The 14,752-nt window shown below is 53.5% G+C and carries 12 protein-coding genes and 1 tRNA gene; 12 read left to right on the forward strand and 1 reads right to left on the reverse strand.

The window, feature by feature from the left end; translation table 11 throughout:
- Positions 1 to 55 precede the first annotated feature (55 nt).
- The 9 genes from purT (at position 56) to FHS19_RS11810 (ending at position 11,436) form a co-directional block, all read left to right on the forward strand.
- On the forward strand, positions 56 to 1,246 hold the full coding sequence (gene purT, locus FHS19_RS11770; RefSeq protein WP_183582915.1) for a formate-dependent phosphoribosylglycinamide formyltransferase: 1,191 nt from the start codon (positions 56 to 58) through the stop codon (positions 1,244 to 1,246).
- Positions 1,236 to 1,697 (forward strand): GNAT family N-acetyltransferase, encoded by a 462-nt coding sequence (locus FHS19_RS11775; RefSeq protein ID WP_246426543.1) that lies wholly within the window; start codon positions 1,236 to 1,238, stop codon positions 1,695 to 1,697. Before purT ends, FHS19_RS11775 begins: the two co-directional genes overlap by 11 nt.
- A 248-nt stretch (positions 1,698 to 1,945) precedes the next feature.
- A complete protein-coding gene (locus FHS19_RS11780) occupies positions 1,946 to 3,616 on the forward strand; it encodes a response regulator (RefSeq protein ID WP_312887200.1) in 1,671 nt (556 codons plus the stop codon).
- Positions 3,617 to 3,660: 44 nt separating this feature from the next.
- Positions 3,661 to 5,415 (forward strand): sensor histidine kinase, encoded by a 1,755-nt coding sequence (locus FHS19_RS11785; protein WP_183582917.1) that lies wholly within the window; start codon positions 3,661 to 3,663, stop codon positions 5,413 to 5,415.
- Complete coding sequence (locus FHS19_RS11790) at positions 5,412 to 6,395, forward strand: substrate-binding domain-containing protein (RefSeq protein WP_183582020.1); 984 nt, start codon at positions 5,412 to 5,414, stop codon at positions 6,393 to 6,395. Before FHS19_RS11785 ends, FHS19_RS11790 begins: the two co-directional genes overlap by 4 nt.
- 331 nt (positions 6,396 to 6,726) lie before the next feature.
- Entirely contained in the window at positions 6,727 to 7,776 is a 1,050-nt protein-coding gene (locus FHS19_RS11795; protein ID WP_076170952.1) for a galactose ABC transporter substrate-binding protein, read from the forward strand.
- A 95-nt stretch (positions 7,777 to 7,871) separates the two neighbouring features.
- A complete protein-coding gene (locus tag FHS19_RS11800; protein ID WP_183582021.1) occupies positions 7,872 to 9,383 on the forward strand; it encodes a sugar ABC transporter ATP-binding protein in 1,512 nt (503 codons plus the stop codon).
- Between the two features lie 24 nt (positions 9,384 to 9,407).
- Positions 9,408 to 10,436: a galactose/methyl galactoside ABC transporter permease MglC gene (gene mglC / locus FHS19_RS11805; RefSeq protein ID WP_183582022.1), complete on the forward strand. Its 1,029-nt coding sequence runs from the start codon at positions 9,408 to 9,410 to the stop codon at positions 10,434 to 10,436.
- A 253-nt stretch (positions 10,437 to 10,689) separates the two neighbouring features.
- Positions 10,690 to 11,436, forward strand: coding sequence for a CAP domain-containing protein (locus FHS19_RS11810; RefSeq protein WP_183582023.1), 747 nt, complete (start codon positions 10,690 to 10,692; stop codon positions 11,434 to 11,436).
- Between the two features lie 188 nt (positions 11,437 to 11,624).
- Here the strand turns inward: FHS19_RS11810 and FHS19_RS11815 are convergent.
- A tRNA-Lys gene (locus tag FHS19_RS11815) sits at positions 11,625 to 11,697 on the reverse strand.
- A 131-nt stretch (positions 11,698 to 11,828) separates the two neighbouring features.
- Here FHS19_RS11815 and FHS19_RS11820 point away from each other — a divergent pair.
- From FHS19_RS11820 to FHS19_RS11830, 3 genes are read left to right on the forward strand one after another with little or no spacing between them, the layout of a single operon-like run.
- Positions 11,829 to 12,740, forward strand: a complete 912-nt coding sequence (locus FHS19_RS11820; protein ID WP_312887201.1) for a GDSL-type esterase/lipase family protein — start codon at positions 11,829 to 11,831, stop codon at positions 12,738 to 12,740.
- Positions 12,741 to 12,773: 33 nt separating this feature from the next.
- Positions 12,774 to 13,757 (forward strand): ABC transporter ATP-binding protein, encoded by a 984-nt coding sequence (locus FHS19_RS11825; protein ID WP_183582024.1) that lies wholly within the window; start codon positions 12,774 to 12,776, stop codon positions 13,755 to 13,757.
- A complete protein-coding gene (locus FHS19_RS11830; protein ID WP_183582918.1) occupies positions 13,750 to 14,739 on the forward strand; it encodes a DUF2705 family protein in 990 nt (329 codons plus the stop codon). The genes FHS19_RS11825 and FHS19_RS11830 overlap by 8 nt, the downstream gene beginning before the upstream one ends.
- The last annotated feature ends 13 nt before the right edge of the window (positions 14,740 to 14,752 follow it).

The following is a 14,752-nucleotide window of genomic DNA, read 5'->3' on the forward strand; positions in this document are numbered from 1 at the left end:
ATGATAGAGAAGTATACATTTGTGGTATACATTAGTAGGGGGGAATTGGGAAGTGGTGTGGGGTGCTCCTTTTTCTGCACATGCTACAAAACTGCTGCTTCTAGGCAGCGGCGAACTGGGAAAAGAAGTAGTTCTCGAGGCTCAGCGTTTGGGCGTAGAAACCATTGCCGTGGACCGATATGAACATGCCCCTGCGATGCAGGTGGCCCATCGAAGCCATGTCATTGATATGCTCGATCCCGAATCGCTGAAGCGGATTATTCATCAGGAACATCCGGACATCATCGTCCCGGAAATTGAAGCTATAGCTACACAGGCTCTCCTGGAGCTGGAAGAGGAAGGGTACCGCGTCATTCCGACGGCTCGCGCCGCCCGGCTGACGATGGACCGCGAAGGGATTCGCCGCCTGGCTGCGGAAGATCTCGGACTTCCTACGGCGGACTATCGTTTCGCCGACAGCCTTGAGGAGCTGCAAGAAGCGGTAGCCGTGCTCGGCACGCCATGCGTGGTTAAGCCGATCATGAGCTCATCCGGTAAAGGGCAGAGTGTTTGCCGCACGCCAGAAGATGTGGAAGAATGCTGGAATGCAGCCCTGGAAGGCGGACGAGCGAAGAGCACCTGCGTGATCGTTGAAGCATTTGTTACGTTTGAGAGCGAAATTACGCTCTTGACCGTCCGCTCTGTGAGCGGAACCACATTCTGCCCGCCGATTGGACATATTCAAAAGGACGGGGATTATGTAGAATCCTGGCAGCCCCATGTTATTAGTGAAGAGCAGCTGCAGGAGGCAGAGTCCATTGCCAAAGCCATTACAGACGAGCTCGGGGGATATGGCATTTTCGGAGTGGAGCTGTTTGTTACAAAGCAAGGCATCATATTCAGTGAAGTATCCCCGCGTCCGCATGACACCGGCATGGTGACCATGGTGACGCAGGATTTATCGGAGTTCGCCCTGCATGTCAGAGCGATTCTCGGACTTCCGGTACCCTCAGTTGAACTGCTGACACCGGGAGCTTCGGCAACTTTGAAAGCGGTGAATGCAAGTACGAATTTTGCCGTCAGCGGTGTAGAGGAAGCACTGAGCCTTCCCCGGACACAGGTTCGGATTTTCGGCAAGCCTGAAACGAAGATCGGCCGGAGGATGGCGGTAGCGTTAAGCACTGACCCGGATATTCAGAAAGCACGGAACACGGCTAAGCAAGCCGCCAGTCTTTTAAAAGTGGAGGAATATGATCATGAACAGTAATTTGTCGGCTCCTACTTTGCAAATCCGCAAATCGAAATGCAATTGCGATCTGGAGTCTGTAACGGCGTTAATGCGCGAGCTTAACTATCCAACGACGATCAACGTTATGCGCGAACGGATGGAAGCCTCGGAAGACAATCCGAAACTGTGCACGATGGTGGCTGAGCTGGACGGAGAAGTTGTCGGCATGGTGGCGTTGAATCAGGTTCATTCCTATGCCACAGGCGAGACGGCGACTCAGGTATCCGCCTTGATCGTATCCGAGAAACACCGCGGCCAGGGGATCGGCAAGCGCCTGATCCGCAGCAGCGAAGAATGGGGAAGAGCCCACGGCAGCCAGGTTCTGTTTTTGACGAGCGGCAACCGTGTGGAACGTGCCCCGGCCCATGCCTTTTATGAACATATCGGTTTTGATAAAGTCGGCTACCGCTTCATCAGAAAGCTGAATTAATACCGATTTCCAACATACCAGCCCCCCTGCAGAGGAGGGCTTTTTTCTATTTCCAGTATGCCTGAACACCGTGCTATTCTATAAAAATGTTCAATATTTACAATACATACGAATTGATATACAATACGTGAGTGATATTGCGAAAGCGGTTACATTTTTCGACAACATCAATTGGGTTTGCGGTCGGAGAAGCCGATTGTTAATGTTCTGATGAGCGTGAGTACAAATTTGGAACAGCCGAGGGATGAATGATGTATAAACTTCTGCTTGTGGAAGATGAAGAGGACGTTCGGGATGGGCTGGTTGAGGAAATCAGCTGGGAGCTTCACGGCTTTCAGGTGACGGGTACAGCCGAAAACGGACGCGAAGCACTGGAATGGATGGAGAAGGAGATGCCGGACATCGTCGTAACCGACATCCAAATGCCCTTTATGAACGGCTTGGAGCTGGCCGCGTGGATTCGGGATCATGCCCCGTCCACCAAAATCATTATTTTGACCGGATACGATGAGTTTGAATACGCCCAAAAAGCGATTAAGCTGCAGATTGACGAATATGTGCTTAAGCCGTTTTCTTCCCGGGAGCTCATGGATGTGCTGCTGAAAGTGAAGACACATATGGATGCCGAGCGGGCTGAAAAAGAAAACGTCCAGCTGCTGATGGAGCATTACCGGAAAAGCATACCTGTACTCAGGGAGCTTTTTTTGTCTTCGCTGGTGACCCGGAGGCTTACGCCTGAGGAATACCGGGAGAAAGGAGCCAGTTACGGCATCAGCCTGGACGGCCAAACCTTTATGGCTTCGATCATCCGTCCCGATCCTGTGCAGGGAGAACGGGAAGTCCGCGAGGAAGAAGAAGATCCGGCGGCAGCGCTGTCGCTGAAGTATTCGGAGGACCGGTATCTGCTGCTGTTTGCCGTGTATAACGTGGCGGCGGAGATTTGCCAATTGCGGCAAGGATTCAAGGCGTTTATTCACCATAACGACTGCGTTCTCCTGTCGATGCTGCCGGAAGTGGACGAAAGCGCGGCTGCGCAGCGGACGCTGGAACTGCTGGAGGAAATCCGCTTGAATGTGAACAAATATTTGAAGTTGACCGTAACGGCCGGGGCAGGCTCCGTATACCGGTCGCCGGGCGACGTGTTCGATTCTTACGGAGAGGCGTCGCAGGCGCTGGACTATCGTCCTATTCTCGGCAACAACCGGGTCATTTGGATCGATGACGTGGAACAGCGGAAGGCGGATCCGCTCGTATTCGACAACCAGAAGGAGCAGGAGCTCGTCCGGAGCATCCGCGTAGGCACGGCGGAAGAGCTGGCGGAGACGGTAAGGCGGATGTTTGACGGCCTGGAGTCGTCCAAGGTCAGCGTGCAGGACTGCCAGGTGTATATCATCGGCGTATTGACCGCCGTCATCCGGGTGGCGAAGGAGTTTGGCGTCGAGCTCGAAGAGGTGTTTGGCCGGGGATCCCTGCCGTTCGCCGACATGTATCATTACAACAATTTGCAGGAGCTTCGGGAGTGGATACACCGCGTATCCTCAAGGCTGATGTTAACGATCGCGCAGGGGAGGCAGTCCGGATATAACCAGCTTGTAGAGGATGCCAAAGCGTATATTCATGCGCATTACCGGGAAAGCGACATTTCCATCAACAAAGTATGCCGGCATCTGCATATCAGCACCGGGTATTTCAGCAGCATTTTTAAAAAGGAAATGAAGATGACCTTCGTGGCTTATTTGCTGCATGTCCGCATGGAAGCGGCCAAGGAGATGCTGCGATCGACGTCGCTGAAAGCGTTCGAAATTGCCGAAACGCTCGGCTTCGCGGATCCGAACTATTTCAGCTTCTGCTTCCGCAAGAAATTCGGCATTACACCCAAAGAATACCGCAACGGCCATGGAGGAGGCGAATCGGCTTGAAGATTCCGCATCAGCGTCTGAAGCCCCGGGCTCCCCGGCTGCCCATGTCCTTCCGGCTGCGGAGTATTCAGACGATCATTACCGCAACCTTTGCCGGCATGACGGTGCTCGTCGTCATTCTGGTCAGCATCATGCTGTACAACAAATTTTCCAAGACGGCGGAGGAGAATGCCTACCTCAACATTCAGCAAATCATCGAGCAGGTCAATTACCATTTGGAGCTGTATGTCAAAGGGATGCAGGACATTTATGCCGTAGTCGAGCAGCAGATCGATCAAACGCCCGACGTAGGCAGCGGAGTGCTCCGCGAACAGCTGACCACCCTGCTGCATACCCGGGAAGACCTTGTGTCCGTGGCGCTGTTTACGCCGGAAGGCCGGCTGGTGCTGGACATTCCGAACGCCGAAATGCGCCGGAACACCAAGCTGACCGAACAGAGCTGGTACGAATCGGCCCGGGAGGAGCCGCAAAAGCTGTCTTTTTCCCCGCCGCACATCCAAAATTTATACAAGGGCCAGTACAAGTGGGTCGTATCGTTAAGCCGCATGATCGAATACCGGGACCAGGGAAAAGTAAAGCGGGGTATTCTGCTCGTCGACGTCAACTTCCGGACGATTGATGAGCTGAGCCGTAAGGTGAGCCTCGGCAAGCAGGGTTATGCTTACATCATCGACGAGCTGGGCAACATCGTCTACCATCCGCAGCAGCAGCTGATCTATGCCGGTCTGAAGTACGAAAATCTGGAGCCTGTGTTTGACTATGCCTATGGCAGCTATATCGATAAATCGACCGGCGTGCCGCGGTATATCACGATTCGAACGGTACAGCCCATTGGATGGAAAATTGTGGGGGTCGCCTTTCCGGACGAAATTGTGACGACCAAGCAGGACCTGAATCAGTTTATTTTCTGGTTTCTCGTCGTCGTGATCACGGCCGTGGTGCTCCTTGCCGTCTTTATCTCCGCGAAAATATCCCAGCCGCTTCGCCACTTGGAGCGGTCGGTCCAAAGCGTCGGGCAGGGGGACTTCAGCACGCCGATTTACGTCAGCGGCGCTTATGAAGTAGTGCAGCTGTCCAAGCGGTTTAACTTTATGCTGCACCGGATCCGCCAGCTGATGGACCAGATCATTCACGAACAGGAGGCGAAACGGAAAAGCGAGCTGGATGTGCTGCAGTCGCAAATTAATCCCCATTTTCTCTACAATACGCTGAATTCGGTGATCCGGCTGGCGGAAAAGGGGAAAAAGGAGGAGGTCGTGACGACGATCTCTTCGCTGTCCAAGTTTTTCCGGATCAGTCTGAGCAAAGGGAAAACGATCATCACCGTGGAAGAAGAACTGGAGCATGTGCGCCATTATTTGATCATCCAGAAGATCCGCTACAAGCATAAATTCAATTATGAGATTCAGTGCGATGAAGCCGCACGCTCCTGCAAGACGCTGAAGCTGATCCTGCAGCCGATTGTAGAGAACGCCATTTACCATGGAATCGAGAAAATGCCGGACGAAGGATGGATCTCCATCTCGGCAGCAGTTCAGGGAGAGCGGCTCGTCTTGACCGTCACGGACAACGGACTTGGCATGACCCCGCAGGTGATGGATCAGATCCTTAGCGGAAGCCACCGCAGCGGCAGCGGATCGGGCGTCGGCGTGAAGAATGTGAACGAGCGGATCCGGCTGTGCTACGGCAAGCCTTACGGTCTGCATTTTGCGAGCGAACTGGAAGAAGGGACAAGCGTTACCATCACACTGCCGGCCGAATCGGACCATGCGGAGGAACTGGAGAGGGGGATATCATGAGCTTAAGCAAAGGAATCGCCCGAATGGCGCTGCTGCTTGCGGTCGTGCTCCTCACAGGCTCTTGTTCCTCGTCGCCACCGAATCTCCGTACTTCTTCCGGCAAGCCGCGGACCATCGACATGATCGTCAAGATGAATCACGGCGACTACTGGAACACGGTAAAAATGGGCGCCGAGGTGGCGGCCAAAGAATTTAACGTACAACTTACGTTTAAGGCTCCTGACAACGAAAGCGATATTGATGGGCAAATTCGGCTGATGGATCAGTCTATCCAAAACAAGGCGGATGCCATTATTCTGTCTGCGAGTGATTACATGAAGCTGGCCCAGGTGACCGACCGCGCAGCCTATTACAAAATCCCGGTCATCTCGATGGACTCCGAGGTTGCATCGGCCCGGGTCAAAGCGTTCGTGGGCACGAACAACTACGAAGCAGGTCAGAAGGCGGCGGAACGGATGGTCGCTCTGACCGGAACGAACAGCCGCATCGGCGTGATGAATTTTGTGCAGGGCTCCAAAAACGGCGACGAACGCGAAGAAGGCTTTATGGATTATATCGCCCGGTTCCCCGGGGTTCATGTCGTGGCCGTGGAATACTGTCAGTCCAATGAACAGCTGGCGCGCGAGCTCACCCGCAAAATGCTGAACGAGCATCCCGATATAAGCGGGATCGTGGCGCTTAACGAAGTGGCGTCGATCGGCACAGGAGAAGAGATGCAGAAGCTCGGGGCCGGCGGACGCGTGAAGCTGATCACGTTCGACAGCCCGGCGAAAGTGATGGAGCTGCTGCAGGAGGGGATCGTTCAGGCCACGGTCATCCAGAACCCGTTTAACAACGGTTATTTGGCCGTGCAGCACGCCGTTGAAGCGATGGAGGGGCTGGACGTTCCCGAGCGCGTCGATACCAAGTCCAAAATCATCGATCTCGACAATATGCTCTGGCCGGAAAATCAGAAGCAGCTGTTTCCGTTTGTCCGATAAGTGACATCATTCTCAACCGATTCATAAAGAAAAAAATAAGTCGCGGGAACGATCAGCGTATTGGAAGTGCCGTACCTCCTCAAACGGCACTTCTTTGCGTTGAACTCATCACCTGTCTAAGCCCAGGTTGGCGATATCTCCGAAAGTTAGTTACCCCTTATCCTGCTGAATTTTCCAAATATTATGCCTTAAAGGCATGAGAATTTTCATAGAACACATGAGAATTTTATATTCGAATCCGCCCGCGGATACAGCATAATGTAAACGTATCCAAGAGAGATACGAGATACGAAAGGTTCATTAGAAGAGAATATCAGGAGGTCTGTGAACGATGAAAAAAATCACTTCCGTCATCCTAGCCGGTGCGCTGCTGGGTACCGTCATGGCCGGCTGCTCGAACTCCGGCGACAAATCCTCGGGGGCTTCGGGCGGCAGCGCGGACAGCGGCAAGGAGCCGTCCATCGGGGTAGCCATTTATAAATTCGACGATACGTTCATGACGGGTGTCCGCAATGCCATCAAGACCAATGCGGAAGGCAAGGCGAAGGTGGATATTGTGGACAGCCAGAACTCCCAGCCGACCCAAAACGACAAGGTCGATCTGTTCATCACCAAAAAGACCGATGCGCTGCTGATCAACCCGGTGGACCGCACGGCAGCCGGCGTGATTATCGACAAAGCCAAAACGGCCAGCATCCCGGTCGTCTTCCTGAACCGTGAGCCGCTTCCCGAAGACATGAAGAAATGGGACAAAGTGTATTATGTCGGCGCCAAAGCCGAAGAATCCGGCACGATGTCCGGGGAACTGATCGCGGACTATTGGAAGGCCCATCCGGAAGCGGATAAAAACAAGGATGGCGTGCTGCAATACGTCATGTTGAAAGGGGAACCGGGACACCAGGATGCGGAGCTGCGCACCAAGTATTCGATCCAGGCGATCGAAGACGCAGGCATCAAGGTCGAGAAGCTGGCCGAAGACACCGCGATGTGGGACCGTGTAAAAGGGCAGGAGAAAATGGCCGCCTTCCTGGGCTCCCATGGCGATAAAATCGAAGCCGTTCTCGCGAACAACGACGACATGGCGCTTGGAGCGATCGAGGCGCTGAAAGCAGCCGGCTACTTCACGGGCGGAAAAACAATGCCGGTGGTCGGCGTGGACGCTACGGCGCCGGCGCTTCAAGCATTGCAGGACGGCACGCTGCTCGGCACGGTGCTGAACGATGCGAACAATCAGGGCAAAGCTTCCGTTACGCTGGCCACGCTGCTGGCCAAAGGCGAAACGCCGACCAAGGAGAACGTCGGATTCGACATTACGGATAATCAATACGTGTGGATTCCTTACAAAAAAATTACTAAAGACAACATCGACGATGCGAAATAAGCCGATTGGCTGGACTTAAACTAACCATCCCCGGAAAGGGCGGACGAGAAGCGCGGTCCGTCCTTTCCTCTGGATGAGGGCAGGGAGCGGAAGTTATGGCTGAGCGTGAATTTTTACTGGAAATGAACCGGATCAGCAAAGAGTTTCCCGGTGTTAAAGCGCTGGATGGGGTTACGCTGCAGGTGAGGCCCGGTACGGTTCATGCCCTGATGGGGGAGAACGGTGCCGGCAAGTCCACTTTAATGAAATGCCTGTACGGCATTTATTCGACGGACGCGGGCGATATTGTGCTGGACGGCAACAAGGTCCAGATCAACAATTCCAAGGATGCGCTGAACCTGGGGATTTCGATGATTCATCAGGAGCTGCATCCGGTTCCTTTTCGCAATGTGATGGAAAATATTTGGCTGGGGCGTTTTCCGACAAAGGGCGCGGGATTCATCCGGTTCATTGACCATAAAAAAATGTACCGGGATACGAAAGAGCTGTTCAAGCAGCTGGATATCGACATCGAGCCGGACGTGATGGTCGGCAAACTGTCGGTATCCAAGATCCAGTCCATTGAAATCGCCAAGGCGGTGTCCTTCCATGCGCGGGTCATCATCATGGACGAACCGACGTCGTCCTTAACCGGCGTGGAAGTGGAGCATTTATTCCGCATCATCCGCGACCTGAAGAAACGCGGGGTGGCCATCATCTACATCTCGCACAAAATGGAGGAAATTTTGCGAATTTCCGACGATGTCACGATTATGCGCGACGGCAGCAAAATCGGCACGTGGCCGGCCAGCGAGCTGACCACAGACATGATTATCGCGAAGATGGTCGGACGGGACCTGACACACCGGTTTCCGGAGAAAGAAAACGTGCCGGGCGATGTGATTTTGAAGGTAGAAGGAGTGACTTCGCCCATTCCGAAATCGTTTAAAGACATTTCCTTTGAGCTGCGCAAAGGTGAAATTCTCGGCATCGGGGGCCTGGTAGGCGCCCAGCGAACCGAGCTGATCGAAGCGCTGTTCGGGTTGAGGGATATCGTATCGGGCTCCATTTCCCTGAACGGCAGGCCGGTGAAGATCAAGTCGCCGGAGGATGCGAAAAGGCTCGGAATGGCGCTGCTGACGGAAGAACGGAGGGTCACCGGCATCTTCTCCGTTCTGCCCGTGCACGAAAACGCGGCGATCGCCAATTTGGGCAAATACCGCAAAGCACTATTCCTGCTCGACGGCAAACGCAAAAAGCAGGAAGCCGATCACATGGTGGAAAAGCTGCGCACCAAAACGCCGACCACCCGGGCTCTGATCATGAACCTGTCCGGCGGCAACCAGCAGAAGGTGCTGCTGGCCAGATGGCTGTTGACCGAACCGGAAATTCTGCTGCTGGATGAGCCGACAAGGGGAATCGACGTCGGGGCGAAGTTTGAAATTTATACGATCATCAAGGACCTGGCGAAACAGGGGAAAAGCATCATTATGATCTCCTCGGAAATGCCTGAGCTGCTCGGCATGTCGGACCGGATCATGGTGATGTCTGAAGGAAGGCTGACCGGCATCGTGGACGGAAGCAGCGCCACGGAAGAAGAAATCATGCGTCTGGCCGCCCAGCATTAAGGGAACGCCGAAGGAGGAACAAACATGCTGAACACCAATAAAATCAACACAGGCAGGAGATTTCAGGGATTTGCCTCGCAGTATGCGATTTACATCGTACTGGTGCTGCTCATCATCGGGATCACGATCTACAATCCTTCTTTCCTGTCCGTTAATTCGCTGCGGGACATTCTGATTCAGTCATCGACGCGCGCGATCATTGCGCTGGGCGTTGCGTTCATATTGATTACGGCCGGAACCGACTTGTCGGCAGGCCGGATCGTCGGCTTGACCGCGGTTATTTCGGCATCCATGCTGCAGAGCTCGGACTACGCGGCACGATTTTTTCCGAACCTGCCGCATCTTCATGTATTGCTGCCCATTGCCTTGGCCATCCTCGCCGGCCTGCTGTGCGGGTTGGTTAACGGTCTCGTCGTCTCGAAGCTAAACGTTCCGCCGTTTATCGCCACGCTCGGTACAATGGTTGCGGTCTACGGCCTGAACTCGCTGTATTTCGATATGGAGCCGAACAATTCCCAGCCGATCGGGGGTCTGCGCAAAGACTTCACCGCGATTGGAACGGGATATATCGGCGAAGGGCAGTATTCCGTGCCTTATATCGTGCTGATCGCCATTTTCGTGGCGTTCATCGTCTGGGTCATATTTACGAAAACGAAGCTTGGAAAATACATGTACGCGATCGGCGGCAATATCCAGGCCGCTAAGGTATCGGGCATCAACGTCGCCAAGTACTTGATTTATATCTATGCCATCGCAGGCGCCCTGTACGGGCTGGCGGGAGTGCTCGAAGCCTCCAGAACGGGCGGCGCAACGAACAACTACGGGAATATGTACGAACTCGACGCCATTGCGGCTTGCGTCGTCGGCGGGGTATCCACCACCGGGGGTATCGGTACGGTGCCCGGCGTCATGGTGGGCGTGCTGATCTTCACGATCATCAACTATGGCCTGACCTTTATCGGCATCAGCCCTTACTGGCAGCTCATCATTAAGGGATTGATCATCGTAGCGGCCGTGGCTTTCGATATGCGGAAGTATGCTGCCAAAAAGTAATATTGCGATAAAGTAATAGACCTTTATCGTTATGCGAACAAGCTGCGGCACCTTATGCTGCGGCTTGTTTGTGCTGGCCGGGTTCGGCGGAGGAAAGAACGGTTGGTTTATTAAAGGCGGTTTGCCAATATTTGAGGCGTAGCCAAAAGAAACAAACATGTTACAATGTGAGGGTAGATTGTTTACAACTTTGTAACCTGTGTAAACGAAACCAACTTACGATATTTCACTGCGAAAAGGAGATGTTTGCAAGATGAAAAACAGAATGATGAAGACCATTGCCGGAGGAGCTTTCGCTGCCGTACTGGCTGCAGGACTGATCGGGTCCGGATCTGCATCAGCCGCTTCTGCCACCTCCGCCCCTCAAAAACAAGATCTTGGCAGCCTGCAGGCTTACCTGGAGCAGCTGCTGCAAAATAACGGCGGTTCATTTAACTGGAATTTCGTGTACGAGCTGCCTTCCAATGGGCAAGCAAACGTACCGACGGGAACGGACAAGCCGACGACGAGCAAACCGTCCACACCGCAAACAAGCAAGCCTTCGACTCCACAGACGAGCAAGCCGTCGACGCCAACGACTACGACGCCTTCGACTCCGTCCAATAACAGCGGAAGCAACACGGCGGACAAGTCCGGCTATGCCGCAGAGGTCATCAAGCTGGTTAACCAGGAACGTGCGAAAGCCGGCCTCGGTGCGCTGAAGGAAAATACGAAGCTGTCGGGCATGGCGATGGACAAAGCAAAAGACATGTACAGCAACAATTACTTTGACCACAATTCTCCAACGTACGGATCTCCGTTTGACATGATGAAGAAGTACGGCATTTCTTACAGCTATGCCGGCGAGAATATCGCCAAAGGCCAAAAGGATCCGGCTGACGTCATGAATGCGTGGATGAACAGCGAAGGACACCGCGCAAACATTTTGAACAGCCATTACACCACGATCGGCGTGGCCTACTATAACGGAGTTTGGGTTCAAGAATTTATTGCGAACTAATCATTCATATCATCATAAACAAAAGGGGTGCCCCAATGGCCTTTCGGCCAGGGGTACCCCTTTAACTTTTTATGGTCCGGTCAATCCTTCGTAAAGATGGAAAACCGGTTTTGGCCGGTGAGTCCTATGAGGCATCCAGATTGAAAAAAGCAGAAACCGCATGCTTCAGCATACGACTTCTGCTTTGATGGGTTATGCAGGGGTCGAACCTGCGACCTGCCGATTAAGAGTCGGCTGCTCTACCAGCTAAGCTAATAACCCGCGTCATCTAACAATGTGATTATTATAACTCCGTTCTTCTTAAATATCTATTATGTTCACAAAATTGACAAAAAGGACTGGCGCTAAAACAGGGAATATGGCATGATTTGCAAATTGACTGGAGAAGTTTTATGTTTATGTACATAACGTTTACGGAAACGACCGTTCAGATTGATCTGTGGAGGGATTATGTCTTGAGTTCATCGAAGTGGATTTGGCGGATTATCGGCATTCTGTCCATCGCGGCAACGCTCCTCCTCATCGCCGGCTTCGCTTATGCGGTACAGGATATCAACCATCCCCAAGGCAGCAAGCTAAACCTGTCGGCTCCTTCCGCCAAACCAGAAGGGACGGCACCGGGCAATATCGAACAGAAAAAAGAGCTGAAGGCAGCGGTGATCGGCGACTCTCTGGCCAAAGGAACCGGCGACAGCACCGGAAGCGGCTTCGCGCGGCGAAGTGTGACCAAGCTGGCGGAGGCTACAGGCAAGAAGGTGACTCTGCTGAACAATCTCGGCATTAACGGGCTGACCACATCCGGACTGCTTCCGAAGCTGAAGGAACAAGGAACCCGATACGTGCTCGGCGAGGCGGACATCATCCTGTTGTCCATCGGGGGCAATGATTTGTTCCAGGGGGCGGATCTGCTGTCAGGCAGCCAGACCGGTACCGCAGTCAACGACGGAGAGGCTGCGGATCTGGATCCTGATGAGCTGCTGGAAGCGCTGCCCGAGGCGAAGAAACAGCTGCAGCATATTTTGGAGCAAATCCGGAAAATCAACCCCGGTGCGCTTATTATTTACGTCGGGCTCTACAATCCGTTTGAAGACGTACAGGATCTTAAAGTGGTCGGTAATCAGGCCGTTTCGGAGTGGAACAGCGCGGCGCTCACGGTCATTAATAAATATGACAACATGACGCTTGTTCCGACGTTCGACCTTTTTCAGCACAATTTGAACAAGTATTTGTCGACGGATCATTTTCATCCGAACGATCAAGGATATGAGCGGATTGCCGAGCGGATCGTGCAGGGAATGTTGTGAGAAAGAAGCGGGAAAGGGGCGTCAGGCGCGCATATGGCTGAAGGAAGCATCTTGAAATCGCAGGATGACGTCGTTCTGTCGGTGGAGCATGTGAAGAAGAAGATCGGACGGAAGTGGATCATTCACGATGTCACCTTCGACGTTCGGGAGGGCGAAGTGTTCGGCTTTCTGGGCCCGAACGGGGCCGGCAAAACGACGACCATCCGCATGCTGGTGGATTTGATCAAGCCGACCAACGGCGTCATCCGTGTGTGCGGATACGACGTGAACAAGAATCAGGAGCAGGCGCTCCGGTTTGTAGGCTCGATCGTCGAAAACCCGGAGGCGTATACTTATTTGACAGGATGGGAGAACCTCGAGCATTTTGCCCGGATGCAGCGCGGCATAGACCGTCAGCGCATTCAGGAAGTGGTTGATATCGTCAGGCTCGACCAGCGCATTCACGACAAAGTGAGCACGTACTCGCTCGGGATGAGGCAGCGGCTCGGCATCGCCCAAGCCCTTCTGGGACGGCCCAAGCTGCTGATCTTGGATGAGCCTACCAATGGGCTCGATCCGAAAGGAATCAAGGAGTTGAGACAGTTTATCCGCCAGCTGGCCGATGAAGGGCTCGCCGTGTTTGTGTCCAGCCACCTGCTGAGCGAGATCCAACTGCTGTGCGACCGGGTGGCCATCATCAGCAAGGGGCGCGTATTGGCAGTGGGTCCTGTTGAGGAGCTGGTATCGGAAAATGCCCAATATGTCATATGGGATCTCTCTCCTGTGGGAGAAGGCAGGTCCATCCTAAGCCGGCAGGCAGGCGTAGAGGTGATTTCGGACGCTGAAGAGGTGCTTGATGACGCCATCATCGCCGGTATGGGGCAGGAAGCGATCGTGACCCGGATGGACGAAGAGCATGTCGCCTCCATCATCAGACAGCTCGTTTCAGCAGGGATTGAAGTCAAGGGCGTGCACAAAATTAATCCGACTTTGGAACAGCTGTTCCTCAAGATGACGGAAGGTGAGAGCATTGATTAACCTGCTTCCGCTGGTCAAAAACGAAACGATCAAAATTATCAAAAAGAAACGGTTTTATGTCGTTTTGCTGATCCTGATCGTCCTGGTGCCCATGTTCACCTACGCCCAGATGCGCTCGGCCGAACGGACGCGTGAGAAGTTTCACGACGATTGGCGGCTTGAAGTTCAGCAGCAGATCACCGATAATGAAAATTCACTCAGCAGCGACCGCGTTCCGGACGAATGGAAAAAGTTCCGGAAAATTTTTATCCAGCAGCTGCAGTATTACTTGGACCATGACGTGAACCCGAACGAGCCGAACGGCGTCACCTTTACCCGCGAGTTTTTGGACAATTCCATTGCTTTGTTCATTCCGCTGCTGGTGATGGCGATCGCCTCGGATATCGTATCAGGCGAGAGAACGTCGGGAACGATCAAAATGCTGCTGACCCGACCGGTCAAAAGGTGGAAGGTGCTGCTGAGCAAATTGATCGCGCTGGTCATGTACAACTCGTTAATCGTCGTGTCGACGGTCATCATCACGTATTTGATTTCGGGCGCGGTATTTGGCTACAAAGGCTTTACGATTCCGGTGTTCACCGGCTTTCTCATCCGCGGCTCGGAGGTGGATATGTCCGCCGTTCATGCCGTTCCGCAGTGGGAATACCTGCTGATGCAGGCGGGTCTTGCCTGGTTCGTCAGCCTTGTCGTCGGAGTGCTCGCATTCATGGTGTCCGTGCTTGTCCGCAGTACCGCCGCAAGTATCGTCGTCATGATGGCGGCTCTGATTGCCGGCTCTATATTGACGAACATGGCGTCCGCATGGAACAGCGCCAAATATTTATTTATGGTCAACCTGCAGCTGACCAATTACCTGTCGGGCACGCCGGCGCCGATCGAGGGTATGAGCTTGACGTTTTCCCTCATCGTGCTGACGGTTTGGGGGGCTGCTGCGATCGCAATCTCTTTCCTTGTCTTTACGAAAAGGGATATCTTGAATTAAAATGGACAAGGAT

The organism is Paenibacillus rhizosphaerae (assembly GCF_014192015.1).
Classification (GTDB): Bacteria; Bacillota; Bacilli; order Paenibacillales; family Paenibacillaceae; genus Paenibacillus_AQ; species Paenibacillus_AQ rhizosphaerae.

Bases quoted from the DNA above. Each gene is read 5' to 3' on its own strand.
- FHS19_RS11790 (WP_183582020.1), top strand. From the start codon at position 5,412: ATGAGCTTAAGCAAAGGAATCGCCCGAATGGCGCTGCTGCTTGCGGTC.
- FHS19_RS11820 (WP_312887201.1), top strand. From the start codon at position 11,829: ATGTTTATGTACATAACGTTTACGGAAACGACCGTTCAGATTGATCTG.
- FHS19_RS11780 (WP_312887200.1), top strand. From the start codon at position 1,946: ATGATGTATAAACTTCTGCTTGTGGAAGATGAAGAGGACGTTCGGGAT.
- mglC (WP_183582022.1), top strand. From the start codon at position 9,408: ATGCTGAACACCAATAAAATCAACACAGGCAGGAGATTTCAGGGATTT.
- FHS19_RS11795 (WP_076170952.1), top strand. From the start codon at position 6,727: ATGAAAAAAATCACTTCCGTCATCCTAGCCGGTGCGCTGCTGGGTACC.
- FHS19_RS11825 (WP_183582024.1), top strand. From the start codon at position 12,774: ATGGCTGAAGGAAGCATCTTGAAATCGCAGGATGACGTCGTTCTGTCG.
- FHS19_RS11775 (WP_246426543.1), top strand. From the start codon at position 1,236: ATGAACAGTAATTTGTCGGCTCCTACTTTGCAAATCCGCAAATCGAAA.
- FHS19_RS11785 (WP_183582917.1), top strand. From the start codon at position 3,661: ATGTCCTTCCGGCTGCGGAGTATTCAGACGATCATTACCGCAACCTTT.
- FHS19_RS11810 (WP_183582023.1), top strand. From the start codon at position 10,690: ATGAAAAACAGAATGATGAAGACCATTGCCGGAGGAGCTTTCGCTGCC.
- FHS19_RS11800 (WP_183582021.1), top strand. From the start codon at position 7,872: ATGGCTGAGCGTGAATTTTTACTGGAAATGAACCGGATCAGCAAAGAG.